General features: G+C 58.4%; 24 protein-coding genes and 3 tRNA genes. 22 read left to right on the plus strand and 5 right to left on the minus strand.

All coding sequences use genetic code 11. The features are described 5' to 3' along the window. Positions 1 to 81 precede the first annotated feature (81 nt). From C2E25_RS14320 to C2E25_RS14395, 17 genes are all read left to right on the plus strand, one after another. Positions 82 to 1,434 carry a PQQ-dependent sugar dehydrogenase gene (locus tag C2E25_RS14320; protein ID WP_103116411.1) on the plus strand — a complete coding sequence of 451 codons (1,353 nt, stop codon included), beginning with the start codon at positions 82 to 84 and terminating at the stop codon, positions 1,432 to 1,434. Then, entirely contained in the window at positions 1,431 to 2,249 is an 819-nt protein-coding gene (locus C2E25_RS14325) for a secretin N-terminal domain-containing protein (protein WP_103116412.1), read from the plus strand. The genes C2E25_RS14320 and C2E25_RS14325 overlap by 4 nt, the downstream gene beginning before the upstream one ends. Further along, positions 2,249 to 2,557: an MTH1187 family thiamine-binding protein gene (locus C2E25_RS14330; protein ID WP_103116413.1), complete on the plus strand. Its 309-nt coding sequence runs from the start codon at positions 2,249 to 2,251 to the stop codon at positions 2,555 to 2,557. The genes C2E25_RS14325 and C2E25_RS14330 overlap by 1 nt, the downstream gene beginning before the upstream one ends. A 78-nt stretch (positions 2,558 to 2,635) precedes the next feature. Next, positions 2,636 to 2,709: transfer RNA gene (locus tag C2E25_RS14335), tRNA-Cys, on the plus strand. A gap of 325 nt (positions 2,710 to 3,034) precedes the next feature. Next, positions 3,035 to 3,856 (plus strand): sulfite exporter TauE/SafE family protein, encoded by an 822-nt coding sequence (locus C2E25_RS14340; RefSeq protein WP_103116414.1) that lies wholly within the window; start codon positions 3,035 to 3,037, stop codon positions 3,854 to 3,856. Positions 3,857 to 3,871: 15 nt separating this feature from the next. Beyond that, entirely contained in the window at positions 3,872 to 4,675 is an 804-nt protein-coding gene (gene amrB / locus C2E25_RS14345) for an AmmeMemoRadiSam system protein B (RefSeq protein ID WP_103116415.1), read from the plus strand. A gap of 113 nt (positions 4,676 to 4,788) precedes the next feature. Further along, positions 4,789 to 6,186 carry a glutamate--tRNA ligase gene (gene gltX, locus C2E25_RS14350; RefSeq protein ID WP_103116416.1) on the plus strand — a complete coding sequence of 466 codons (1,398 nt, stop codon included), beginning with the start codon at positions 4,789 to 4,791 and terminating at the stop codon, positions 6,184 to 6,186. Between the two features lie 202 nt (positions 6,187 to 6,388). After that, positions 6,389 to 8,908, plus strand: coding sequence for an EAL domain-containing protein (locus tag C2E25_RS14355; protein WP_103116417.1), 2,520 nt, complete (start codon positions 6,389 to 6,391; stop codon positions 8,906 to 8,908). Between the two features lie 70 nt (positions 8,909 to 8,978). Further along, a tRNA-Gln gene (locus C2E25_RS14360) sits at positions 8,979 to 9,053 on the plus strand. A 218-nt stretch (positions 9,054 to 9,271) separates the two neighbouring features. Further along, positions 9,272 to 9,460: a hypothetical protein gene (locus C2E25_RS17355; protein ID WP_146032985.1), complete on the plus strand. Its 189-nt coding sequence runs from the start codon at positions 9,272 to 9,274 to the stop codon at positions 9,458 to 9,460. A 149-nt stretch (positions 9,461 to 9,609) separates the two neighbouring features. Continuing rightward, entirely contained in the window at positions 9,610 to 10,911 is a 1,302-nt protein-coding gene (locus C2E25_RS14365; RefSeq protein ID WP_103116418.1) for an aminotransferase class I/II-fold pyridoxal phosphate-dependent enzyme, read from the plus strand. A 43-nt stretch (positions 10,912 to 10,954) separates the two neighbouring features. Continuing rightward, a complete protein-coding gene (locus tag C2E25_RS14370; RefSeq protein ID WP_103116419.1) occupies positions 10,955 to 12,259 on the plus strand; it encodes a CCA tRNA nucleotidyltransferase in 1,305 nt (434 codons plus the stop codon). Positions 12,260 to 12,275: 16 nt separating this feature from the next. Beyond that, positions 12,276 to 12,350, plus strand: a tRNA-Gly gene (locus C2E25_RS14375). Between the two features lie 91 nt (positions 12,351 to 12,441). Next, positions 12,442 to 12,630, plus strand: coding sequence for a DNA gyrase inhibitor YacG (locus C2E25_RS14380; protein WP_085008894.1), 189 nt, complete (start codon positions 12,442 to 12,444; stop codon positions 12,628 to 12,630). A 9-nt stretch (positions 12,631 to 12,639) separates the two neighbouring features. Beyond that, positions 12,640 to 13,011: a 6-carboxytetrahydropterin synthase QueD gene (queD, locus tag C2E25_RS14385; protein WP_103116420.1), complete on the plus strand. Its 372-nt coding sequence runs from the start codon at positions 12,640 to 12,642 to the stop codon at positions 13,009 to 13,011. Further along, positions 12,983 to 13,744, plus strand: a complete 762-nt coding sequence (locus C2E25_RS14390) for a 7-carboxy-7-deazaguanine synthase QueE (protein ID WP_103116421.1) — start codon at positions 12,983 to 12,985, stop codon at positions 13,742 to 13,744. The genes queD and C2E25_RS14390 overlap by 29 nt, the downstream gene beginning before the upstream one ends. A 2-nt stretch (positions 13,745 to 13,746) precedes the next feature. Further along, complete coding sequence (locus C2E25_RS14395) at positions 13,747 to 14,478, plus strand: creatininase family protein (protein ID WP_103116422.1); 732 nt, start codon at positions 13,747 to 13,749, stop codon at positions 14,476 to 14,478. Between the two features lie 32 nt (positions 14,479 to 14,510). Here C2E25_RS14395 and C2E25_RS14400 read toward each other — a convergent pair whose 3' ends face one another. The 3 genes from C2E25_RS14400 to rsmD are packed head-to-tail and all read right to left on the minus strand — an operon-like array spanning position 14,511 to position 15,778. Further along, on the minus strand, positions 14,511 to 14,708 hold the full coding sequence (locus C2E25_RS14400; RefSeq protein ID WP_103116423.1) for a DUF1858 domain-containing protein: 198 nt from the start codon (positions 14,706 to 14,708) through the stop codon (positions 14,511 to 14,513). Between the two features lie 21 nt (positions 14,709 to 14,729). Beyond that, entirely contained in the window at positions 14,730 to 15,215 is a 486-nt protein-coding gene (gene coaD, locus C2E25_RS14405) for a pantetheine-phosphate adenylyltransferase (protein WP_103116424.1), read from the minus strand. Then, entirely contained in the window at positions 15,212 to 15,778 is a 567-nt protein-coding gene (gene rsmD, locus C2E25_RS14410; protein ID WP_103116425.1) for a 16S rRNA (guanine(966)-N(2))-methyltransferase RsmD, read from the minus strand. The genes coaD and rsmD overlap by 4 nt, the downstream gene beginning before the upstream one ends. 189 nt (positions 15,779 to 15,967) lie before the next feature. Between rsmD and C2E25_RS14415 the strand changes: the two genes are divergently transcribed. Further along, on the plus strand, positions 15,968 to 17,101 hold the full coding sequence (locus tag C2E25_RS14415) for a deoxyguanosinetriphosphate triphosphohydrolase (RefSeq protein WP_103116426.1): 1,134 nt from the start codon (positions 15,968 to 15,970) through the stop codon (positions 17,099 to 17,101). 77 nt (positions 17,102 to 17,178) lie between these two features. Continuing rightward, a complete protein-coding gene (locus tag C2E25_RS14420) occupies positions 17,179 to 18,738 on the plus strand; it encodes a putative bifunctional diguanylate cyclase/phosphodiesterase (RefSeq protein ID WP_158247279.1) in 1,560 nt (519 codons plus the stop codon). A gap of 150 nt (positions 18,739 to 18,888) precedes the next feature. Here the strand turns inward: C2E25_RS14420 and yhbY are convergent, their stop codons facing one another. Together yhbY and C2E25_RS14430 are read right to left on the minus strand one after the other, a co-directional pair. Further along, positions 18,889 to 19,185: a ribosome assembly RNA-binding protein YhbY gene (yhbY, locus tag C2E25_RS14425; RefSeq protein WP_103116428.1), complete on the minus strand. Its 297-nt coding sequence runs from the start codon at positions 19,183 to 19,185 to the stop codon at positions 18,889 to 18,891. A 101-nt stretch (positions 19,186 to 19,286) separates the two neighbouring features. Continuing rightward, complete coding sequence (locus C2E25_RS14430) at positions 19,287 to 19,598, minus strand: c-type cytochrome (RefSeq protein ID WP_103116429.1); 312 nt, start codon at positions 19,596 to 19,598, stop codon at positions 19,287 to 19,289. A gap of 79 nt (positions 19,599 to 19,677) precedes the next feature. Between C2E25_RS14430 and C2E25_RS14435 the strand changes: the two genes are divergently transcribed. From C2E25_RS14435 to lepB, 3 genes are all read left to right on the plus strand, one after another. Next, the gene (locus C2E25_RS14435; RefSeq protein ID WP_103116430.1) at positions 19,678 to 20,757 is read left to right on the plus strand and encodes an aminopeptidase; all 1,080 of its coding nucleotides are present in this window, start codon (positions 19,678 to 19,680) and stop codon (positions 20,755 to 20,757) included. A 96-nt stretch (positions 20,758 to 20,853) separates the two neighbouring features. Further along, entirely contained in the window at positions 20,854 to 22,659 is a 1,806-nt protein-coding gene (lepA, locus tag C2E25_RS14440; RefSeq protein ID WP_103116431.1) for a translation elongation factor 4, read from the plus strand. After that, positions 22,656 to 23,318 (plus strand): signal peptidase I, encoded by a 663-nt coding sequence (lepB, locus tag C2E25_RS14445; RefSeq protein WP_103116432.1) that lies wholly within the window; start codon positions 22,656 to 22,658, stop codon positions 23,316 to 23,318. Before lepA ends, lepB begins: the two co-directional genes overlap by 4 nt. Positions 23,319 to 23,414 lie beyond the last annotated feature (96 nt).

Genomic DNA, 23,414 nt, shown 5'->3' on the forward strand with positions numbered 1-23,414 from the left:
ATGGCGCATAGACGCCGATTTGGGTAGCGGGGGAGACCATTTCATCAGATTCAGGCCAGAACCCGGGGGCAGGACAACACTATGCCGCGAAGTTTTCATTTCATCCTCTTTACCCTGATCCTGGCGGTCGGGGTTTTTGCCGGTGTCGGTCTGGAGCGGTTTCCTTTTCTCTCACCGTTCTGGTGGCTGGGGCCGATTTTACTTCTCTCCATCGGTCTTTCCGGGTTGCTGAAGCACTTTTCCAGCTATTATCTGTTCCTGGCTCTGCCGCTGGCGGCTTTTCTGGCCTTCGCCGTCGGCAACCGGGTCTGGCCCCCCTCGTCAGGTTCGACTCCTCCCCGAACTGAAACGGCTGACGGGCTGGTCCCTGTTCCGTTGGGTGGCAACGACAGCCTTCCGCGACATGTGCTTTACGCCCCGGCCGGAACCAGGATTACGGTTTTTGCCGCAGGCCTGCAAAAACCACGATTATTGAGATTCAACAGTCAGGGCGTGCTCTTTGTCAGCCTCCCCGGGGCGGGACGCGTCCTTGCCCTGCCTGACAATGACGGGGATGGCAGGGCGGACCGTTCCGTGGTCTTTGCCGACGGTCTGAACCGGCCGCATGGGCTTGATTTCTATCTTGGCGCCCTGTTCGTCGCCGAAACCGGGAAGGTTGTCAGCCTGCGGGATCTCGATGGTGACCTGCGCGCCGACCAGAAACATGTTGTCTCCAGCGATCTTCCCGCCGGCGGTGGACACTGGACCCGGTCTCTGCTGGCGGATGGCCACGGAAGCCTGTATGTCTCCGTCGGTTCAGACTGCAATGCCTGTCTTGAAGAAGATCCGCGCCGTGCGACGGTCCTGAAAATCCGGGCAGCCGGCGGCCGGGGGCGTATCTTCGCTTTTGGTTTGCGCAACAGTGTCGGCCTGGCTCTTGACCCCGTCAGTGGAGAAATCTGGGCCAGTGACAACGGCCGCGATCTGCTCGGCGACGACCTGCCTCCTGATGAAATCAACCTGCTGCGTGACGGCGGCGACTACGGTTGGCCCTATTGCTATGGCCGCCGGGTCCCGGACCCTGAACTCGGCAGCCGGCTTCGCTGTCGTCAGACCCAGCCGAGCGAGGTCGATCTGCCGGCTCATTCAGCCCCCCTGGGAATAACCTTCGGCAATGGTCTCAAGGCGGAACCCTGGATCCGCCGATCCCTGCTGGTGGCCTACCATGGATCGTGGAACCGAACTGTCCCGACCGGTTATAAAGTGGTTTCCATTCCTTTTCGGCAGGGACGTCCCGCCGGGCCTCCCCGCAATCTGCTCCGCGGGTGGCTGGTCAACGGACGCGCCTGGGGCCGGCCGGTTGCCCCGCTGGTCGGTCCCGACGGCGCGCTTTATCTCAGTGATGACCTGGCCGGAGTTATCTATCGCATCGTCATGCCCGGGAGTCAGTCATGATCTGCAAGAAATTTTTCCCGACCATCAGCCTGTTGTTTCTGCTCCTGTCGTCAGCCGGACCGGGCCTGGCCGACCAGGGCCGGGTTTTTCAGTTGCAGCACCGGGCTGCCGGTGAACTGCTGCCGTTGCTGCAACCGCTTGTCGATGATCAGACCCGCATCAGCGGAGCCGGGCAACAACTGGTGGTGCGCGGCAGCGAGGAAGAGATTCAGCTGATTGCGGAACTTGTCAGTGGTCTTGATACCGCTGTCCCCCAGTTCCTGATTCAGGTCCGCCAGCGACGCAGCGACAACCAGACACCGAGCAGGAGCCGAACCCTGGGGACGGCCGGCGTCGGAGATTCGGTAACACTGCCCACCAAGCCGGGGCGCACCATCGGCAACAGCCGACGTTCGGTCATCCAGAGCCTGCGGGTCGAGGATGGACAAAAGGGGTTTCTGCAGGTCGGCCGGGATGAGCCGTTCAGTACCAGCCAGAGGTTTTTCGCCGGTGAAATATTCGGCTTCGGTGAAACCCTTGATTACCGCAAGGTGAGTACCGGGTTCTGGGTCGAACCTTCATTACGCGGAAAGATGGTCCGCTTGCGACTGACCCCGCAAATGGAGACTCTCGACCCTGCCGCCAAACGCAAGACCGTTGAATTTCAACAGGCGGCCAGCGTCATCCAGGTTCCTCTCGGAGTCTGGACCAATCTGGCAACATCCATGTCCGACAGCAGCGATGCGGGCCGTGCCATGTTGACCTACAAGGCCGGTCATCGTGATCAGGTCCGGGACATCTGGATCAAGGTTGACCGCCTCAAGGAGGTACCCTGATGGCCATTGTCGAAGTCAGTATCGCTCCTCTCGGTACGGCACATCCCTCTGTTTCCGCCTATGTCGCCGCATGTCTGCGCATCCTGCGGGACAGCGGTCTCAAACACCAGCTCAACCCGATGGGAACAGTGATCGAAGGAGATCTCGACGCGATCCTCGCGGTCATTGCGAGGATGCACGAAGCCCCCTTCGCCAAAGGAGCATCACGGGTCTCGACGCTGATCAAAATAGACGATCGACGTGACTCCGAAAGCCACTCCATGCAGGGCAAAGTGGCTGTTGTCACAAAGCTTCTGGACGATTCCTGACGTGTTCCCTTTCCTGTTGACAGGGGGAAGGGGATTTGTTATCAATAGCGCACTTTTCACGGCCGGAGAGGTCGTGACGGCCCCGTCGCCAAGTGGTAAGGCAGAGGTCTGCAAAACCTCCATCACCAGTTCGAATCTGGTCGGGGCCTCCACTTAAGAATCAAGCCAGCCCCTTCCGGGCTGGCTTTTTTTGTTGAGGACGCCGGCTTTTTCATCAACTCTGCGTTGCAGCCCCGCTTCGCTTGTGCGACGTAGCTGCCGCTACGCCTCCGCGTTCATTGAGCTGCGCCTTGATTTGATAAAAAATCCAGCGCCTTGAGGCTGTGGCGTGGGATATTGGCCTGATCGTGATGTTGAAGCTTTTGAGGACGCCGGCTTTTTCATCAACTCTGCGTTGCAGCCCCGCTTCGCTTGTGCGACGTAGCTGCCGCTGGGGAATTTACCGATTGTTCATGTAACCTGGGGTGAGGACTCCGCATGGAATTGATTACTCCCGGATTCATCGTCCTCTTCATCCTGCTCGGTGCCGTTGCCGGTCTGCTCGCCGGTCTGCTCGGCATCGGTGGCGGGATCATCCTGGTGCCCCTGTTTCTGCATATTTTTCCACTGATCGGCTTTCCGCCCGAATATTACGTTCATCTCGCCCTCGGTACCAGCCTCGGGATTATCCTGCCAACGGCGATCAGCAGCACCTTCGGTCATCGTAAACGCGGCAACGTCGATTGGCGGCAGGTCGGGTTTCTCACCATCGGCGGCGTTGCCGGTGCCGTTGCCGGATCACACCTGGCTGCGGGGTTGAACGGTCGCAACCTGCAGCTGCTGTTCGCCGGCATGCAGATATTGGTGGCCGGCCGCATGCTGGTGGCGCGCAATTATCTGCCCCCTGAACGCAGCACTCGGGTTCCTCCCTGGATGCTGATCCTGGTCGGCCTCTGCGGTGGTTCTTTTTCGGCCTTTTTCGGCGTCGGCGGCGGCGTGGTGGCGGTGCCGATGATGGTTATCCTGGTCCAACTGCCGATCCATCTCGCGGTCGGCAACTCCAGTGCCCTGATCGTGGTGTCGTCCCTGGCGGGCATGCTGTCCTATATCGCCACCGGCAGCGGCGAGCCCGGACTTCCACCCTGGTCGTTCGGCTACGTGAACCTTCTGGTTGTGCTGCTGGTCGCCCCGCTTGCGATTCTTTTTGCGCGACTTGGGGTCCGTATTGCCGGACGCCTGCCGCATGATAAAATGGTCAAAGCCTTTGCCGCCCTGCTGATCCTGGTCGGCCTGAAAATGGGTTACCAGGTTCTGTTCTGACAAACAGGAGAATCCATGCTGCGTCAGGCTGCCGTTGCCGGACAATTCTATCCCCGCGACCGGGATGACCTTCACCGGCAGGTTACGTCCTTCATTTCCCTCGAGGCTACCCCTCAAGGTGTCTTCGGAGCCATGGTCCCTCATGCCGGCTACATCTATTCCGGTGCCGTTGCCGGGGCGGTTTTTTCCCGTATCGAGATCCCGGCTCAGGTTGTCATCCTCGGCCCCAACCATCACGGACTCGGCCATGCAGGTGCCGTCTTTGCCGCCGGCGGTTGGCAGACTCCCCTGGGGACAACCCCGGTCGCTGCGTCTCTGGCCGCTGACATTCTGGCCCACTGCCCACGGTTGAACGCGGACAGTCTCGCCCACCGACATGAACATTCTCTCGAAGTCCAACTGCCCTTTCTGCAGGTCCTTCGCCGTGACGTGGAAATCGTGCCGATCTGCCTTGGGCATCTGGGGCTGGACGACCTGCTCGCCATCGCCGATGGTCTCGCCGCTGTCTGTGCCCGGCAGAGTCAGCCGCCGCTGCTGCTGGCCAGCAGCGACATGAGCCATTACGAGCCCGGTGCCGTTGCCCGGCGCAAAGACCGGCTGGCCATCGATCGGATTCTCGCCCTCGACCCTGAGGGACTCTACCGAACGGTGCGCCGTGAACGGATCTCCATGTGCGGGGTTTTGCCGACGGTCGTCCTGCTGGCGGCGGGGACACGACTTGGTGCCGGTCGCGCCGAACTGGTCCGTTACGCCAACTCCGGTGACGTGACCGGTGACCAGTCCGACGTTGTCGGCTATGCCGGAATCACCATTCTCTGAACGGTCTTGCCAATCAATTCCGACTGCAGTATAAACAGCGGGCGGCATCCCGGACGGCACGCTCATACGCGCTTCCCGACAACCGCATCAGCCTTCTTTTCCGGAGAAAACCGATGTCTGATCTACGTGTTCGATTCGCTCCCAGCCCGACCGGCTACCTGCATATCGGCGGGGCCCGTACCGCGCTGTTCAATTACCTGCTCGCCCGCAAACAAGGCGGCACCTTCGTGCTGCGGATCGAGGATACCGACGTGGAACGTTCCACCCGGGAATCGGTCGATGCCATCCTGCAGGCGATGGACTGGCTGGGACTTGATTACGATGAAGGTCCGCTCTACCAGTCTGACCGTTTCGACCTCTACCAGCAGAAGATCGACCAGCTGCTCACCGAGGGCAAGGCTTACCGCTGTTACTGCAGTGCCGAAGAGTTGGCCTCCAAACGGGAGGTGGCGATCAGCGAAGGACGTAAGCCGAAATACGACGGCACCTGCCGGGATAGTGCTGAACAACCGGCCGACCGACCGCACGTGGTCCGTTTCAAGGCCCCGCAGGAGGGCGAAATAGCCTTTGTCGACCGTATCAAGGGCCGTATCGCTTTCAATAATGAAGAGCTTGACGACCTGATTATCCGCCGTACCGATGGCACACCGACCTACAACCTGGTGGTTGTCATTGATGATGCCGAGATGGGGATCAACCTGGTGGTGCGTGGCGATGACCATGTCAACAATACCCCACGTCAGATTCAGCTCTACCGGGCTCTCGGCTACCCGGTGCCGGAATTTGCCCATGTGCCGATGATTCTCGGTTCCGACAAGACCCGGCTGTCCAAACGGCATGGCGCCACCTCGGTGATGGCCTACCGGGACCAGGGCTTTCTTCCGGAAGCCATGGTCAATTACCTGGTCCGCCTCGGCTGGTCGCATGGCGACCAGGAAATTTTCGGTCGTGAAGAACTGATCGAGAAGTTCAGCCTCGACCATGTCGGCCGCGCCGCCGGGGTTTTCAATCCCGAGAAACTGCTCTGGCTCAACGCCCATTACATCAAGCACGGCGATCCGGCCCGGCTGGCGCCGTTGATGGTGGAACAACTGGAAAAACTCGGGTTGTCGACCGCTGGCGGACCTGACCCGGCCACCGTGGTCATGGCCCTGCAGGAACGGGCGCGAACGCTGGTTGAGATGGCCGAAAACGCGGCTTTTTTCTACCGCGCCCAGGTTCTCTACGACCCTGCCGACCAGGCTAAATTCATCACCCCGGCACAGCGTGAACTGTTCATGCTGCTGCAGGACCGGTTTGCCGCCTGCGACAATTTCACCGCCGCCGCTTTGAAAGCCGAATTCAGCACTGTCCTCGAACAACTCGGCCTTGGTTTCGGCAAGGGAGCCCAGCCGCTGCGGGTCGCCATGACCGGCAGCCGCGGGGGGCCGGACCTGTTCCTGCTGATTGAGCTGCTCGGCCGCGAACGGGTTCGGGCACGGCTTGCGCAGTCTCTCGCTTTATTGGCCTGATTCAGATCCATGTCACACACCGCGCCCGGGACACAATCGTTCCGGGCGCGACTGTTTTTATCCCCTGCGGCTGTAACGGATAGCAAAAGTCGCTTTCCCCTGGTGTTCTCATCTGCTGTCTAAACCTTCTCCCGTGTTGCGTCGACATGAATATGACTGGGGAGCGCACAACGCTGCTGCCCGTAATTGAAGCCGTGAGTTTATGCCGCACACATTAATTCCCACCGCCACGTCAAGGACTTCCGAAACCCGTGAAGCCCACGGAGCGCCGGGCAGCCGCTGGAACTCGGTTCGGGCAGTCCTTGACGCGATTCCCGATCCCGCCTGGATCACCACCCGAAATGGGCGATTGCGCCTCGCCAACCGCGCGGCCGCCGAATGTTACGGCTATCAGGAAGAGGAATGGCGCAATCTCAACATCGCTTCGTTGATCGGCTGCGAGCAGGGGGATTTTTCAGCAGTTGCCAGGATTCTGTCCGAAGAAGGGTATTATTATTTCGAGGCTGAACACCGCTGCAGGGATGGGCGAACTTTTCCGGGTGAAGCTCGCCTGACTCTGGCCATCGTTCAGAGAGCGACCGTCTGTATTGTCATTGCCCACGACAATACCCTGTTGCACGATGCCGAATCCGCTTTTCGCAAAAGCCAGGAACGATTCAAAAAGGTTTTTGAATATGCCGCCACGGGCATGAACATCCTGCTGCCGGAAGGTTATTTCCTGCAGAGCAACCAGGCCTTCTGCGACTTTGTCGGTTACAGCAGCGAGGAGTTGCGCGGCATGACGGTTGCCGATCTGACGCACCCGGATGATCTTGACAAAACCGCGCGTATCATGAACGAGATCCGTGACGGCAAGCACCGGCATATCGATATTGAAAAGCGGTTCCTCAACAAGCAGGGTGACGTTGTCTGGGGTGCTGTTTCCGCCACCTGGATTTGCAACGCCCAGGGGCGCCCCGATTACGGCATCGCCCTTGTTCAGGACATTACCGACTATAAAAAAAGCCGTGAAGCCCTGGAACATGAAAGGTGGTTCCTGCAGACAGTCGTTGACGGGGTGGTTGATCCCCTGATCGTGGTCGACCTTGACTACCGGATCCTGATGATGAACCGCGCGGCCGGCAAAGCAGGGCAGGGGACCCCGCGGGACGGGGAGCTTTGCTACCGTTATTTTCACCGCCAGGAGGCCCCCTGTTGTGACGATTATCATCCCTGTCCGCTTGCGGAGGTAAAGCGTACCGGCAACCCGGTGACTGTTGTTCATTATCAGACCGCCGGTGATGGCAGCCAACGAATATTCGAAGTGCAGGCATCCCCCTATCGCAACCGGGATGGAGATCTGTGCGGCATTATTGAGTCATCACGCGATATCACCTACCTCTTCGAAGCCGAAGAACAGTTGCGGGAAAAAGAGACGCGACTCAATTATCTTGTTCAGCATGACACCCTGACCAGCCTGCCGAATCGTGACCATTTTTATACCCGCCTGCGCAAGACCATGCTGACTGCCGGCAAGACCGGCAACCGGGCCGCGGTGCTGCTGCTCGACCTTGACCGGTTCAAGAACATCAACGAATCCTTGGGGCACGATCTCGGTGATCGTGTGCTGTGCAGGGTTGCGGACAGGCTGCGCCGTTGTCTGCGGGACTCCGACCTGGTGGCGCGATCGGGGGGAGATGAATTCGTCATCATCCTTGAAGAGATCCAGGATGTGGCCCATATTGATATCGTCGCGCGTAAAATTCACAAGGCCCTCTCGCCGCTCCTGGAAATCGATTCCTACCAGCTTTGCGTGACCGGCAGCCTCGGCATCAGTGTTTATCCCGAAGATGGCGCCGATGCCGAAGACCTGATGCGGGCGGCTGATACCGCCCTGTTCCGCGCCAAGGAGAAGGGGCGAAATACCTATCAGTTCTATACCCCGGACATGAATGCGCGGTCCTGTGAACTGCTGCTGCTTGAAAGCAGTCTACGGCGCGGCATCGAACAGCAGGAACTGGTGTTGCACTACCAGCCGCAGATCGATCTTTTCACCGGCCATGTTCGCGGCATGGAGGCCCTGGTGCGTTGGAATCACCCGCAGCGGGGGATGATTCCGCCGGGAGATTTCATCCCCCTGGCAGAAGAAACCGGGCTGATCGTGCCGATGGGTGAATGGGTGCTGCGGGAGGCATGCCGCCAGAACAGGCGTTGGCAGGCTCTCGGTTTCAGCCCGATCCGCATCACGGTCAATATCTCCGCCCGTCAGTTCCTCAAGGGCGACCTGGTGCAGATGGTTGCCGAAGTTCTGGAAGAGACAACACTGGACCCCTGTTTCCTGGAACTGGAAATCACTGAAAGTATGGTCATGGATGATGTTGAAACGGCGATTTTCATCATGGCGCAACTGGCTGCCCTCGGCGTCCATCTTGCCATTGACGACTTCGGTACCGGCTATTCTTCCCTGGCCCATCTGAAACGCTTCCCGCTCACAACCCTGAAGATCGACCGGGCCTTCGTCAAGGATCTGACCGTCAACGGCGAGGATGAGGCCATTGTCAGGGCCATTGTCGCCCTGGCGCACAGTCTGGATCTGCAGGTGATTGCCGAAGGGATCGAAACCGAAGAGCAGTACCTTTTTCTCAAGGAGCGAGGCTGTGAGCAGGGTCAGGGATTCCTTTTCAGCAAACCGCTTCCAGCCGATAAAATTCGAACTTTTCTGCGCCCCTTGATGGTCTGCTGAACGGTGGCGGAAAAATCCAAAAAAGCTCTTGACCGTGCCGGTGATGTCTGATAAAAATCGACTCCGCTTTTGGGGTGTCGCCAAGTGGTAAGGCAGCGGACTCTGACTCCGCCATTCGGGGGTTCAAATCCTCCCACCCCAGCCATTCATTACAGCTTCGGCTGTTCATATAGAAACCGGCTTCCCTGAGGGGGAGCTAAAGGTGGAGTCATCGACTCCACCTTTTTTATTAAGGGCGCCGGCTTTTTCATCAACTCTGCGTTGCAGGCTCGCTTCGCTTGTGCGACGTAGCTGCCGCTACGCCTCCGCGCTCATCGAGACTGCGCCTTGATTTGATAAAAAATCCGACGCCTTGGGACTGTGGTGCGGGCTGGTACATCACCTCGTTGCGCTTGCAAAGAATTTTATGACCGTTGCGGTTTTGTCGGCTACACTGTCAGGACCACTGCTCGACAGGGGAGGAGCGAAATCATGATGTTTGCCAATATCCTGTTCATCCTGCTGGTCGGCCTGCTGATTACCGGGCTGGTCTTCCTCGCGAAACGCAAGTAAAGCCCGTTTCTCCCTGCCGGGTTTTCCGGCAAAAAGGAACCCTTTTACGCATCGCGGCGTCGTTCTCCCGTGAAGATTGACAACCCCGTAAGGGGCTGTTTTAATAGCCGCCGATCATTCAAACCGCACTTTTTCAACTGGAGGAGTCAATGAATCCGCTGGCGCAGGAACTCAACGAGCTGATTGCCAAGGACAACCCCCGGGTCCTGGAGATGCTCTCCGACCTCGGCCGCAACCTCTTTTTCCCCAGGGGCATCCTGACCCAGTCGGCGGAAGCCAAGGAAAAAGCCCATAAATTCAACGCCACCATCGGTATCGCCACCGAAGACGGCGGTCCCATGTACCTGCAGTGCATCCAGGACAAGTTGGGAGCTTTCGATCCGAAGGATATCTATCCCTACGCGCCACCCGCGGGGAAGCCTGAATTGCGGAAGCTCTGGCGCGAGAAGATGCTGCGGGAAAACCCCTCGCTTCAGGGACGGCAGTTCAGCAATCCTGTCGTCACCAATGCCCTGACCCATGGGCTGGCGATCGTTGCCGACATGTTTATCGACGCCGGTGACCACCTGGTCATGCCCGACATGATGTGGGGCAACTACAACCTGACCTTCAGCGTCCGTCGTGGCGGCGTGATCAGAAAATACAACACCTTCACCGAGACCGGCGGCTTCGATGTCGCGGCTTTCAAGTCCGAATTGCGGAAAACCGCCGACGAAAAGGGCAAGGCGCTGGTGCTGCTCAACTTCCCCAACAATCCGAGCGGCTACACTCCGACCGAAGCTGAAGGACAGGCGATCGTCGAGGCGATCGTCGAGGTGGCCGAGTCGGGCTGCAATATCATCGCCGTGACCGATGATGCCTATTTCGGGCTTTTCTACGAGGACTCCCTGACCGAATCGCTCTTCGGCCGTCTCGCCAACCTTCATCCGCGGGTGTTGGCGGTCAAACTCGACGGTGCGACCAAGGAAGAGTACGTTTGGGGGTTCCGCACCGGATTCATTACCTTCGCCGCCGGCGCAAGCGGGCAGGATGATCTGCTGACGGCCCTTGAGAAGAAGACCATGGGCATCATCCGGGCGACCATTTCCAACTGTCCCCATCCGAGTCAGACCTTCGTTATCGAGGCCCTCAGATCGGCTGACTTCCTTGCCCAGAAAGCGTCCAAGTACCAGACCATGAAGGGGCGCGCGCTCAAGGTCAAGGAAGTGCTTGACCGGGGTGAGTATGCCGACGCGTTCAGCTATTACCCCTTCAACTCCGGTTATTTCATGTGTCTCAAGTTGAAAACAGTAGAGGCTGAGAAACTGAGACTGCATCTGCTTGACAAGTACGGAGTCGGCGCCATCTCGATCGGTTCGACGGACCTGCGGGTCGCTTTCTCCTGTATCGCCGAGGAGGATATCCCCGAACTGTTCAGCCTGATCTACCAGGCGGTCAAGGACATCGAGTGACAACAAAGGGGCCCGCTGATGCGGGCCCCTTTTGTTTACAATCATGAACAAGCTTCAGCATGACATGCTTTCCCTCCCGGGATTTCGGACCCTGCTGGAATACGCCGGCCAGATCCCGGTTTTTCTGGTCGGCGGCGCTCTGCGTGACTGGCAGTTCGGGCAGCCGGTCAAGGATGTCGACCTGGCAACCGACGGAAACCCGACCGCCCTGGCGCAGGAATTCGCCCGGCACACCGGGGGAAGCTGGTTCTGGCTTGATCGACAACGTTGCCAGAGCCGGGTGGTATTGAAATGCGGCAGCGAAACCTTCAGTTACGATTTTTCTCCGTTGCGGGCCGCCACCATCGAGACGGATCTCGCCGACCGCGACTTTACTCTCAACGCCATGGCGGTGAAACTGGGCGGCAAAGACTGGGCCCTGATTGATCCCTGCGGTGCCGGGGAAGATATCCGCGACCGGCGTCTGCGGGTGTGCAGTCCGGATTCCCTGCGTAATGATCCTCTGCGGGTTCTGCGCGGCGTTCGCTTTGCCCTGCAGTTCAACCTCGTCCCGACAACCGGGACTGAAGCCGCCATGGTTCGTGACGCCGGCCTGCTGACCGGGATCCCCGGCGAGAGGATTCATGCCGAGTTGGCCGTTATCCTGAATACCCCGGGCAGCAGTCGCATCCTGCCGCTCTGGTTCGCTCTCGACCTGATGCCGGTGTTGTTCGGTTTTTCCTGTTCTGTCGACTTCGGTCGGCAGCTCGCGCAGCAGTTTGACCGGCTGGAACAGACGCTCAGCCAGGGCCCGGCCTGGCTGCATGAGCTCGCCGCGGGAACCGTTGCCAACAACTTCAGTCGTTTGGCGCTGTTGAAACTGCATCTTATGCTCTCCGGAACTCCGGGAGCGGACAAGGGACGCAGCGCGCAGGTTGCCGACCGCCTGTGTCTCGGCAGGCGCAACGCGACCGCCCTGAACGGCCTGCTGCACATCGGTGACTGCCTGCCTTGCCCACGCCGTCGCCGCGCGCAGCGACTCTGGCTGGAAGACCTGCCGGGAAATCCGCGGGTCAGCCTGCTCGGACTGCTGCTTGACAGCGTTTCGGAGCAGACCTGCCACCTTCATCTCGACCGCCTTGACCCACGGGTGCTGAAGGACCTGGACAAGGAGCCGCCCGAACCGCTGATCCCGGTGGCCAGGATGATGGACCGCTTCGGTTTCAGACCCGGACCGGAACTCGGTCGGGCCCTGGCGGAATTGCGCCGGATGGAGATCCTGGAACAGATAAAGACCTCTCGTGAAGCCGAAGCGCACCTGCTCAGGGGAAAGCAAAAAGCCATTGACAAAGGCGAGTCTGCTCCCTAGAATGACCTCCTCTTTCGCGGGAATAACTCAGTGGTAGAGTGTCAGCTTCCCAAGCTGAAGGTCGCGGGTTCGAATCCCGTTTCCCGCTCCAGATGATCTCGCCCTGGCCCATATTCGGGCCGGGGCGTTTTTGTTCCGCCGCTGGCGGTGGCGAAGTCTTTGTGGCAGAATAGAACGGAACCATGACTGACAAGACCCGACGATTAACCATCAAATGTCCCCGCTGCGGGGTGTTGACTGATTATTACGGCAACGAACATCGCCCCTTCTGCTCGGAAAGGTGCCGGCTGATTGATCTCGGCTGCTGGGCCGAGGAAGAGTACCGCATCGCCGGCCGACCCGTGCCGCAGGAATCGGATTCACCAACCTGAGGAGCCTCCATGTACCGATTGACCATACAGACCCAGTTTGCCGCCGCCCACAACCTGGTCAACTACCAGGGTGACTGCGAAAACCTCCATGGTCACAACTGGAAGGTTGAAGTCCGGGTGGCGGCGCGTGAACTGGACAAGTCCGGGCTCGGCATCGATTTCAAGGTTCTCAAGCACCGGACCAACGCGGTGCTTGACAGTCTGGACCATAAGTATCTCAATAAACTTGAACCTTTTCTTGATCTCAGTCCTTCATCGGAAAATATCGCCCGTTACCTGTTCGAACAACTCGGTGAACTGCTGAATACCGACAATGTCACCGTCGAGCAGGTCAATGTCTGGGAGTCGGACAATGCCTGTGCCAGCTACAGCCTCGACTGAACTGCCCCTGGTCGAATGTTTCTCCTCCCTGCAGGGGGAAGGGTTGCACATCGGTCGCCGCCAGGTTTTCCTCCGCCTGGGCGGCTGCAATCTCAACTGCGGCTACTGCGATACCGACTTCAGAATCTGCGATACCTGCCGCTTCGAGACGGCTCCCGGTTCGGGACGTTTCAAGGCAGTTCCCAACCCGGTCTCCGCCGAGACTCTCTGCGCCTTGCTCGACCAGTGGCTGGTCCTTGCACCGAACCTCCACCATGCCCTGTCGCTGACCGGCGGCGAACCGCTGCTGCATGCCGATGCTCTGAACGACTGGCTGCCGGTCCTTGCTGAACGACTGCCGATTCACCTGGAAACCAATGGTACCCTTTATCAGTGTCTACCGGCCCTGATGCCGCATTTGACATTTCTTTCCATCGATCTGAAGCTGGAGGCCACCACCGGCACCCCGACCCCCTGGAACGAGCATCGGCATTTTCTTCAGGCGGCCCGGAGTCGTCCCGCCCAGGTCAAGATCGTCGTTGACACCGGCCAGGATGAAGAGGAACTGGTGCAGGGCGCGACCCTGGTTGAAGAACTGTTGCCCGCGGCCCCGCTCTTTCTGCAGCCGGTGACCCGTGACGGCGGTCCCGACGTCAGCGGTGAGCAGCTGCTCGCCTGGCAGCAGCTGCTTTCCCGCCATCACCCCGATACCCGGGTTGTGCCGCAGATCCATCCGCTGCTCAGGGTCGACTAGCCATGTTGCTCGCCGACCTCACCATGCCCGAATTTGAGGCGGGCCTGCAACGGACCCGGACCATCATTCTGCCCTTCGGCGCCACCGAGGAGCATGGCCGGCACCTGCCGCTGTCAACCGACACCCTGATGGCCGAAACCCTGGCCGCCCGGGCCGCCGAACGAAGAAGGGTTTTTGTTGCTCCCGCCATTCCCTACGGTGTCTGCCGTTCGAGCAGCGGGCATCCCGGAACCATCAGCATCCGTGGTCTGACCCTGCGTGCCCTGGCGTGTGACCTGTTGCGGGACTATTATCGCCAGGGGCTGCGTCGCTTCATCCTGCTGAGCGGACATGCCGGTGGTACTCACAATGCGTTTCTGCTGGATGCAGGAGAAGAGATGCTGGACTGCCTCCCGGAAGCGGAAATCGCCGTCGTCACTGAACTCGACCTGGTGCGGGCGGATGCCGCGAACCTGATTGAAACGCGCGGCGACTCGCACGCCGGCGAGATTGAAACCTCGCGTTTACTGCACAGTCATCCGCAGCTGGTCAAAGGAACGAGTGAACGGGAATTTCCCAATTTTCCGAAAGGATTGCTGGTTCGCGACAAGCGGTCCTGCTGGCCCGGCGGCGTCTGGGGCGATCCGGGCAAGGCTTGCGCGGAGAAGGGCAGGGCGATCGAAGCGGCGGTCCTGGAAGGGTTGGTCAACCTGATCGACCGGCTGGAAACAGCCGATCAACACCTCAAACGATGATGAAATCCTGCTGACGGGCGGACAAATGGGGGTTAGTTCCCGCTGATAACCTGGTTCAGTTCGGACAGCAGTTCGTCGACATCCACATGATGAACATTGGCACCGCCTTCAACCGCTTCGAACTGGGCGATCTGACATTCATTGCAGTCGAGGCCGAACTTCTTGAAAACACTGATCGTCTGCGGATGCCTGCGGATAATCTCGCCGATCGTCATCTCTTTGCTGATCATCTTTGCAACCTCCCTGAACTGTTAACGGGAAAATTTTTCACGCAACGCGGTCAGAACCGGTTCCGGCACCAGGGCATCGACATTGCCGCCGAGGGAGGCAACCTCCTTGACAATGGATGAACTGAGGTAACCGTAGTTTACTGATGTCATCATGAACAGGGTTTCGACTTCTTCGTGAACAGCGTGGTTCATCTGGGCGATCTGGAATTCGTATTCGAAATCCGAAACCGCCCGCAATCCGCGAAGTATGACCCGGGCGCCCTGCGAGACCACGTAGTCGACCAGCAGCCCTTCAAAGGTGTCGACTTTCAGGCGCGGGTTTTCGGCAACAACCTGCTCAATCATGGCCAGACGCTCCCCGGTGGTGAAGAGCGATTTTTTCTCGGCATTCCGGGCGACCGCGATGATAACCTGGTCAAAAACCTCCAGACCGCGCTGAATGATATCCAGGTGCCCATTGGTAATCGGATCGAAGGATCCGGGGTAAACCGCTATGTGTTTTTTCATGTCACATCCAGGGGCTGAAAGAGTTCTATTCGGGTGCGCCCGAAAAGTCGTTCTTCAATCCGCTCCAGCCCTTCCGGGGGGATACAGGGCTGATCCTGACGATCGGACTCGGCGACCACTATAGCATTTTTCTCCAGCAACCGTCCCTCAATCAACGCGGCCAGGGTGGGTTCGACCAGGTTGCGGGAGTAGGGGGGGTCGAGAAAAACAATTGTGAAGGGATTGCCGCCCCGCATCTCGTCCAGGGCAGCATCAACCGGACGACGGAGAATCCGGGCCCGGTCTGTCAGCCGGCAATGCTCCAGATTGGCACGAATCAACCGTTCAGCCTTACGGTCCCGGTCAACCAGTGTTGCGTGGACGGCGCCGCGACTGAGGGCTTCCAGCGCCATGGCGCCGCTGCCGGCAAAGAGGTCAAGAACCCGAGTCCCGCCACAACCTCCGAGTCTGCTGAACAACATGCTGAAAACAGCTTCCCGCACCCGGTCGGGAGTCGGCCTGATGTCCTGTCCGCTGAAACTGCCGAGTTTGCGCCCGCGAGCGCTTCCGCTGATAATTCTCACTGTGACTCCATTTCGCAAATACCTGAAAAAACTAGCATACTGACTCTGCAAGCGTCAAGATAATGCATCGTGGAGTGAAATCAGGTTGCAGGACGGGTTACGGCCTACATACAATAGAAACTTAATCTGAGGTTGTTGATCAACGGTACAAGAACGGAGAGGTCACAACCCTTATCCCAGGAGCATCCCGTGGAACGACCTGATCTGGCCCCCTATGCCGCACGAAGCAGTGCCAGCCGGGGGCGAAAGTACGATGAACCCTACAAGGACGATCGCCCCGCCTTCGAGCGGGACCGGGACCGCATCATTCATTGTGCCGCGTTTCGGCGACTGGAATACAAGACCCAGGTTTTCGTCAACCATGAAGGGGATTATTACCGAACCCGTCTGACCCATTCCCTGGAGGTGGCCCAGATCGCCCGCGGTATTGCCCGGCGGATGAGTCTGAACGAAGACCTGACCGAAGCCCTGGCCCTGGCTCATGACCTGGGCCATACGCCTTTCGGCCACACCGGGGAACATGCCCTGAACAAGCTGATGAAGGATCACGGCGGTTTTGAACACAATCGCCAGTCACTGCGTGTTGTCGAGGAACTTGAAGAGCGTTATCCGGGCTTCCCCGGCCTGAACCTCTCCTGGGAGACCCGGGAGGGAATCATCAAGCATTCCAGCGATTACGACCGTCCCGACAGCGGCGCGGCGAATGATTACGAACCGGGGTTGCGTCCGAGCCTTGAGGCCCAGATCATAGATCTGGCGGACGAGATCGCCTACAACAATCATGATATCGATGATGGGCTTAAATCCGGCTATATCTGTCTTCAGCAGCTGGCCGAAATTCCTCTCTGGCAGACGACCTATGAACGGGTCGCCGACAAATTTCCTGCCATCGATCCTGAACGTCATGTTCACCAGACCATCAGTCACCTGATAGGGGTTCTGATCAGTGACGTTGTCGAGTACAGTCGTGCCATGCTCAACTCCGGCGGGATTGATTCTCCCGAAGCGGTGCGTCAGCAACCGGAACGGCTTATCGCTTTCAGCGCCGAGATGAATGAGAAAAACCATCAATTGAAACGTTTCCTCTACGAAAAGCTCTATTGTCATTACAAGGTTGAACGAATGCGTTTGAAGGCTGAGCGGTTTCTGACGCAGCTGTTTGAAACCTACAGACAGAATCCAACCCTGCTCCCCGATAGCTATCAGCAGCGATTTTCTTCCATCGGCATCGAGCGGGTGATCTGCGACTACCTGGCGGGTATGACCGACCGCTATGCCCAGGACGAATACAAGCGCCTGTTCGAACCATTTGAACGGGTCTGATCAACGATTGCGGCGGTTTTGACAAACAGCAGCTTCCCGCTATGGTAGTAACAGGGGGAGAAAGCGGGCGGAAAGGAATGAAAAAGACGGGTTGGCGTCTCCCGTTCAGCGGTCTGCGGCGGATTGTCTTTTATTACCTTGTTCTGGGGGCGGCTTGGGCCTTCTGTTCCGACCCGCTGCTGAAGCTGTTGATCGACGATCCGCGGTTGCGCGAGTTGCTGCATCCTTTCAGGGATATTTTCTTTTTTGTCCTGACTGGTTTTTTTCTCTACCTGGTTCTCGAACGCTACCTGAAAGTGTTGCGCCGCGGCGACCGAAAACTCTACCACGCGGCCTATCATGACAGCCTCACCGGGCTGGCCAATCAGCTGCGATTCCAGAATCTCCTCGAAGAAACCCTCTCCGAACTGTCGGGCGGTGACAACAAAGCCGCAATCCTGCTGCTGGACCTGGACCGTTTCCGCACCGTTGTCCGGACCCTCGGCCACAGTGTCGGCAACCGGCTGCTCAAGGAAATCGCCCGACGATTGCAGTCCTGTCTCGACCCGCAGGCCCTGCTGTCACGCTTCAGCGGCGATGAATTTGCCGTGCTGTTGCCGTCCATCGAGCACAGCGACCAGGTTGCCGGCGTTGCCGAGTCCCTGCAGAAGTGCCTCAAGGAACCTTTCCCCTTTGTCGAACATGGACTCCACTTAAGCGGCAGCATCGGCATCGCGATCTATCCCCATGATGGCCATGATGCCATCACGTTGCTGAAAAATGCCGAGGTGGCCCGCAGCCGCGCCAAAGAAATGGGAGGACATGGCTTCCAGTTCTACTTCCCGGAGATGAACGAGTTTTTTCTACAGTCGCTGATCCTCGAAAACCGCCTTCATACAGCTCTGGAGAGGAATGAACTGGGAGTTCGTTATCAGCCGCTGCTCCACCTGCATCGCAGCCGGATCAGCGGCTTAGAGGCCCTGATCTGCTGGAGGTACCCTGATGGCGAATCGATCTCACCGGAACGTTTCATCCCGCTGGCTGAGGAAACCGGCCTGATCGAGCCGATCGGCGAGTGGGTTTTGACCCGGGCCTGCCGTCAGAACCATCACTGGCAGCAGCGGGGGCTGCCGCCGCAGCGGATGGCGGTCAACGTTTCGGTACGGCAGTTTTTCCAACCAGGGTTCTTCGACATGGTATGCCGGGTGCTGGAAAATACCGGGCTGGCTCCCAAATGGCTGGCACTGGAATTAACTGAGAGCATGTTGATGCAGGACGTGGAACAGGCTCGAAAGTTGCTGGCCGACCTCAGACATCTTGGTGTCAAGGTGGTGATCGACGACTTCGGCACCGGTTATTCGTCGCTCAGCTACCTTAAACGGTTTCCGGTTGACGGTTTGAAAATCGACCAGTCCTTTATCGAAGGCATTCCCCGGGACCACGGCGACACGGCCTTGACGGCGGCCATCATCGCCATGGGGCACGCGCTTGGGTTGGAGGTGATCGCCGAGGGGGTCGAACGGCTGGAACAGTATCGGTTTTTAAAGGAAAAAGGATGCGACCGCATCCAGGGGTACCTCTTCCATCCGCCCCTCACCGCCGATGAATGCACCGGGCTGCTGATGGAGCGGCGGCTGGAATCGATTGTTCTTAACTAGCAAAAACGCCCATCTGCTGCGTTGTCCTCCCCCCGCGTCAACAACGTACCTTCCGGTACGCCTTATTCCGAGGGGGCTCGGACGCCTTGCATCTGGACATTTTTCTCAGCCGAGGAGACTCGCTTTTTTCAGCTTTCGGCAGGTACTTGTTCAGCGGGGCAGGGTAATCGTCGGCTCGTCTGCCGGACGGTACAACAGGATGGTCCGACCAAGGATCTGGGCGACGGCCGAGGAGGTGCGGGACGCCAGTCGTTCGGCGACCTCTTTTCGATCCAGCAGGCAGCCTTCCTGCAGCTTCAGCTTGATTAATTCATGGGCCGTCAACGCTTCGTCGACAGAAGCTTCCAGGGCGGCAGTCAGTTCGTCTTTGCCGATCATGACAACCGGCTGCAGGTGATGACCAAGCCCGCGCAGGAAACGCCGTTGTTTTCCGGTCAGGGTCTGCATTCGTGTTCTCCGTCCAGCTGTTCGCGGGCAAAATGCCCGGGGGTAAGCGCGCATTATAGTCTCTTTGCGCGTCGGCGCAAGTATCTTCCACGGTTTCCCGATTATCGACTCTGTTCAAGCAGGTAGTTGAGGGCGGCGGCCACATCCGCGTCGCTCAGGGCGGGGTTTCCACCACGCGGCGGCATATGCCCGACAGCCCCCTCGAATCCCCTGATCGAGTGTTCGAGCAGCGTGTCCCGTCCCTGGCCGAGGCGTGAGCGCCACCCCTCACGATCTCCGATGCGCTGGGCACCGTGCTTCCCGGTATCATGGCAGCGGGCACAGGCCTGTCGATAGATCCGGACGCCGGGTTCAGGGACAGGCGCCTGCACACAGGCGGCACAGGCGAAGAGCAACCACAGCCAGCGAATCATTGCCAACCTCCTCAGGCCCTTCCGGGCGGGCCATGGCACGGGAATTCAGGATCGTTCCAATTATGCTACCATAGTTTTTATGCGCGCTATTATTCTCTCTTCTCTTTTGCTCTGCGTGTGTTTCCTGCTGCTTTCCGGTTGCAGCGATTTCGATTATTACCTGCAGGCGATTGACGGACAGTACGAGATTCTGCACAAAACCCGCGATATTCACGAGATCATTGCCGATCCGCAGGTCAGCGGGCAGCTGAAGTCCCAGCTGGACCAGGCCCTGCATATCCGCGCCTTTGCCAGTACCTGGCTGCACCTGCCCGATAACGACAGCTATCGCCGCTATGCCGATCTCGGCCGCCCCTATGTTGTCTGGAATGTGGTTGCCACCCCGGAATTTTCACTGCAGCCGGTGACCTGGTGTTTTCCAATTGCCGGCTGTGTCCCCTATCGCGGCTATTTCAAGAAGCAGCCGGCGATCGATTTTGCCAGGAAACTCAAGAAGGAAGGGGATGATGTTCTGGTGTACGGGGTTCAGGCCTATTCGACTCTGAACTGGTTTGATGATCCACTGTTGAACACGTTCAACAACGTATCCGAAACCTACCTGGCCGCGCTGATTTTTCACGAACTCGCCCATCAGCAGGTCTACCTGCCCGGCGATTCCGATTTCAATGAAGCGTTTGCCAAGACCGTTGAAATGGAAGGCGTCAAACGCTGGCTGATGATGCACGGCAAATCCCGGCAGGCGGAGCGCTATCGTGAACAGTTGGCGATGGAACGTGATTTTTTACGGCTCGCCCGCACCTGCCGGCGGCGGCTGCAGACTCTTTATGCGTCGGGGCAGACGCCCGAATTCATGCGGCGTGAAAAGCACCGTCTGATCCGTTCCTTTCAGGACGAAGTTCGACGCTTCCGGCAGCAGCGCAATGACGGCAGCGGTTTTTCGGCCTGGCTGGACCCGGCCCTGAATAACGCCCGCTTCGCTTCTTTGAACACCTATTATCAACTGGTACCGGCTTTTCAGCATTTACTCTCTCTCTACCAGGGAGAACTGGACCCTTTTTATCGCCAGGTCGCAGAAATTGCCGATCGGCCGGCAACCGAACGCAAACGAATTCTCGCCTTTCTCGGTCGCAGGGAACCGTTCGCCAGCGCCCGTCGTTGAAACAGTCAGTCCTTTCTTTTTCTTTACAAGACCCCAGTTTTTCATTATCTTACGAGATTGCGCGCTGTGCGTACCATCACCCCGTAAAGTCTGCAGATGAATCAGAAATATATACGTAATTTTTCCATTATCGCCCATATCGACCACGGCAAATCGACCCTTGCCGACCGCCTGCTCGAAGCCACGGGAGCCTTGTCGGACCGTGAAAAAACCGATCAGTTTCTCGACAAGATGGAACTGGAACGGGAACGCGGTATCACCATCAAGGCCCAGGCGGTGCGTCTCACCTATCGTGCCGATGACGGTCATGACTACATTTTCAACCTGATCGACACCCCGGGACATGTCGATTTCTCCTACGAGGTCAGTCGTTCGCTGGCGGCCTGTGAAGGAGCGACGCTGGTGGTTGACGCGTCCCAGGGCGTCGAGGCGCAGACCCTGGCCAATGTCTACCTGGCCATCGATGAGGATCTTGAGGTCTTTCCGGTGCTCAACAAGATCGATCTGCCCAGTGCCGAACCGGAGCGGGTCTGTGAAGAGATCGAGGACATTATCGGCCTCGATACTTCGGACGCGGTGCTGGCGAGCGCCAAGGAGGGCCGGGGGATCAAGGAATTTCTTGAAGCCGTCGTGGCCAAGATTCCGCCGCCGCAGGGTGATCCGGACGCACCGCTCAAGGCACTTATTTTCGACTCCTGGTACGACTCCTACCAGGGAGTCGTCTCCCTGGTCCGGGTCTTCGACGGCACGCTCAAAAAGGGTGACAGGATTCGGTTGATGGCAACTGGCAGCAACTACGAAGTCCTCAAGGTCGGGGCGTTTTCCCCCTTTCCGGTTGAATTGCCGCAACTTGCCGCCGGCGAGGTCGGTTTCGTTATTGCCGGCATCAAGAATATCCAGGATGCCAAGGTCGGGGACACCATCACCCATGATCTGCGCCGGGCGGAGACGCCGCTGGAAGGTTTTCAGGAAGTCAAACCGATGGTCTTTTCGGGGCTCTACCCGATCGACAATGGTGAATACGATCTGCTGCGCGACGCCATGGAAAAACTGCGGTTGAACGATTCGTCCTTCAGCTTCGAACCGGAAAATTCGATGGCGCTCGGATTCGGTTTCCGCTGCGGGTTTCTCGGCCTGCTGCACATGGAAATCATCCAGGAGCGCCTGGAGCGTGAATTCGGCGTCGACCTGATCACCACCGCGCCGACAGTCGTCTACCAGGTCACCTCGACCAAAGGTGAGCGGTTCGCGGTGGAAAGCGCCAATAAGCTGCCCGACGTGCAGTATATCGAGAAGATCGAGGAGCCGTTCATTCTCGCTTCGATTCATGTTCCCAACGAGTTCGTTGGCGCGGTGCTGGCCCTCTGCGAAGAAAAACGCGGTATTCAACGCGAAATCAAATACCTCACCGCCAACCGGGTGATGGTGATTTACGAATTGCCGCTGAATGAAATCGTCCTCGATTTCTTCGATCGCCTCAAGTCAATCACCCGCGGTTATGCCTCGCTCGACTATGAAGCCCTCGACTACCGTGAAAGCGCCCTGGTGCGTCTGAATATTCTCATCAACGGAGAACCGGTTGACGCCCTGTCGTTGATCGTTCACCGCGACAAGGCACAGTACCGGGGCCGGGAACTGGTTGCCAGGATGAAGGAATTCATTCCCCGGCAGCAGTACGAGGTCGCCCTGCAGGCGGCCATCGGCAACAAGGTCATTGCCCGTGAGACGGTCAAGGCGCTGCGCAAGGATGTTACCGCCAAATGTTATGGGGGCGACATCACCCGTAAGCGGAAACTGCTCGAAAAGCAGAAAGAGGGCAAGAAACGCATGAAACAGGTCGGCAGCGTGGAGTTGCCGCAGGAAGCCTTCCTGGCCATTCTCAAGGTAAAGGAACAGAAATGATATTCGGCCGCAAGAAATCGATTCCTTCCGATCTGACAAAAAAACCCTGGTGGCGCGAGTACGGCGAAGCGCTGCTGGTGGCGGCAATTCTCGCCCTGATCATCCGAACGTTCATTGTGCAGGCATTCAAGATCCCGTCCGGATCAATGGAGGACACCCTGCTGATCGGTGACCACCTGCTGGTCAACAAGTTCATCTACGGTCTGCCGATTCCTTTTACCAACAAGCATTTCCTCGTCATTCGACACCCGCAGCGTGGCGATGTTATCGTTTTTGAGTTTCCTGAAGACGCCGACAAACCCTATTTCGAAAGACGCGATTTCATCAAACGCGTGATCGGCACTCCTGGCGACAAGGTCGAGGTGCGCAACAAGCGGGTCTACATCAATGGGAAACTCTACGCCATAGAACAGGAACGCCACAAGGAATCAAGTGTGGTCGGCCCGCAATATGGTCCACGCGACAACATGCGGCCGGTCGAGGTGCCGCCCGGCAGCTATTTTGTCATGGGGGACAACCGCGATCGCTCCTACGACAGCCGCTTCTGGGGATTCGTCCCCGAGGGGAACATCAAGGGGCTGGCCTTTATCAAGTACTGGTCCTGGGATTCGAAAAAACACTGGCCGCGCTTCAACCGCATCGGCCGCCTGATCGAATGATGCAGGTTTTACCTGAATCACGGTTTTACGTTGACTCGGTCCGGCGGCGGCTGATATAGTGCGCCGCGAATCACCGTTACACGTCTCCTTTTAAGT

Origin of the sequence: Geothermobacter hydrogeniphilus (genome assembly GCF_002898515.1) — a bacterium.
GTDB lineage: Bacteria > Desulfobacterota > Desulfuromonadia > Desulfuromonadales > Geothermobacteraceae > Geothermobacter_A.

What these genes read in the sequence shown, in the direction of transcription:
- lepA (WP_103116431.1), top strand. Translation starts at nt 20,854, where the DNA reads ATGAATCAGAAATATATACGTAATTTTTCCATTATCGCCCATATCGAC.
- C2E25_RS14395 (WP_103116422.1), top strand. Translation starts at nt 13,747, where the DNA reads ATGTTGCTCGCCGACCTCACCATGCCCGAATTTGAGGCGGGCCTGCAA.
- C2E25_RS14320 (WP_103116411.1), top strand. Translation starts at nt 82, where the DNA reads ATGCCGCGAAGTTTTCATTTCATCCTCTTTACCCTGATCCTGGCGGTC.
- queD (WP_103116420.1), top strand. Translation starts at nt 12,640, where the DNA reads ATGTACCGATTGACCATACAGACCCAGTTTGCCGCCGCCCACAACCTG.
- lepB (WP_103116432.1), top strand. Translation starts at nt 22,656, where the DNA reads ATGATATTCGGCCGCAAGAAATCGATTCCTTCCGATCTGACAAAAAAA.
- C2E25_RS14380 (WP_085008894.1), top strand. Translation starts at nt 12,442, where the DNA reads ATGACTGACAAGACCCGACGATTAACCATCAAATGTCCCCGCTGCGGG.
- C2E25_RS14430 (WP_103116429.1), bottom strand. Translation starts at nt 19,598, where the DNA reads ATGATTCGCTGGCTGTGGTTGCTCTTCGCCTGTGCCGCCTGTGTGCAG.
- C2E25_RS14355 (WP_103116417.1), top strand. Translation starts at nt 6,389, where the DNA reads ATGCCGCACACATTAATTCCCACCGCCACGTCAAGGACTTCCGAAACC.
- C2E25_RS14330 (WP_103116413.1), top strand. Translation starts at nt 2,249, where the DNA reads ATGGCCATTGTCGAAGTCAGTATCGCTCCTCTCGGTACGGCACATCCC.
- C2E25_RS14390 (WP_103116421.1), top strand. Translation starts at nt 12,983, where the DNA reads ATGCCTGTGCCAGCTACAGCCTCGACTGAACTGCCCCTGGTCGAATGT.
- coaD (WP_103116424.1), bottom strand. Translation starts at nt 15,215, where the DNA reads ATGAAAAAACACATAGCGGTTTACCCCGGATCCTTCGATCCGATTACC.
- yhbY (WP_103116428.1), bottom strand. Translation starts at nt 19,185, where the DNA reads ATGCAGACCCTGACCGGAAAACAACGGCGTTTCCTGCGCGGGCTTGGT.
- C2E25_RS14435 (WP_103116430.1), top strand. Translation starts at nt 19,678, where the DNA reads ATGCGCGCTATTATTCTCTCTTCTCTTTTGCTCTGCGTGTGTTTCCTG.
- C2E25_RS14400 (WP_103116423.1), bottom strand. Translation starts at nt 14,708, where the DNA reads ATGATCAGCAAAGAGATGACGATCGGCGAGATTATCCGCAGGCATCCG.
- C2E25_RS14325 (WP_103116412.1), top strand. Translation starts at nt 1,431, where the DNA reads ATGATCTGCAAGAAATTTTTCCCGACCATCAGCCTGTTGTTTCTGCTC.
- C2E25_RS14365 (WP_103116418.1), top strand. Translation starts at nt 9,610, where the DNA reads ATGAATCCGCTGGCGCAGGAACTCAACGAGCTGATTGCCAAGGACAAC.
- C2E25_RS14420 (WP_158247279.1), top strand. Translation starts at nt 17,179, where the DNA reads ATGAAAAAGACGGGTTGGCGTCTCCCGTTCAGCGGTCTGCGGCGGATT.
- gltX (WP_103116416.1), top strand. Translation starts at nt 4,789, where the DNA reads ATGTCTGATCTACGTGTTCGATTCGCTCCCAGCCCGACCGGCTACCTG.
- C2E25_RS14370 (WP_103116419.1), top strand. Translation starts at nt 10,955, where the DNA reads ATGAACAAGCTTCAGCATGACATGCTTTCCCTCCCGGGATTTCGGACC.
- amrB (WP_103116415.1), top strand. Translation starts at nt 3,872, where the DNA reads ATGCTGCGTCAGGCTGCCGTTGCCGGACAATTCTATCCCCGCGACCGG.
- C2E25_RS14340 (WP_103116414.1), top strand. Translation starts at nt 3,035, where the DNA reads ATGGAATTGATTACTCCCGGATTCATCGTCCTCTTCATCCTGCTCGGT.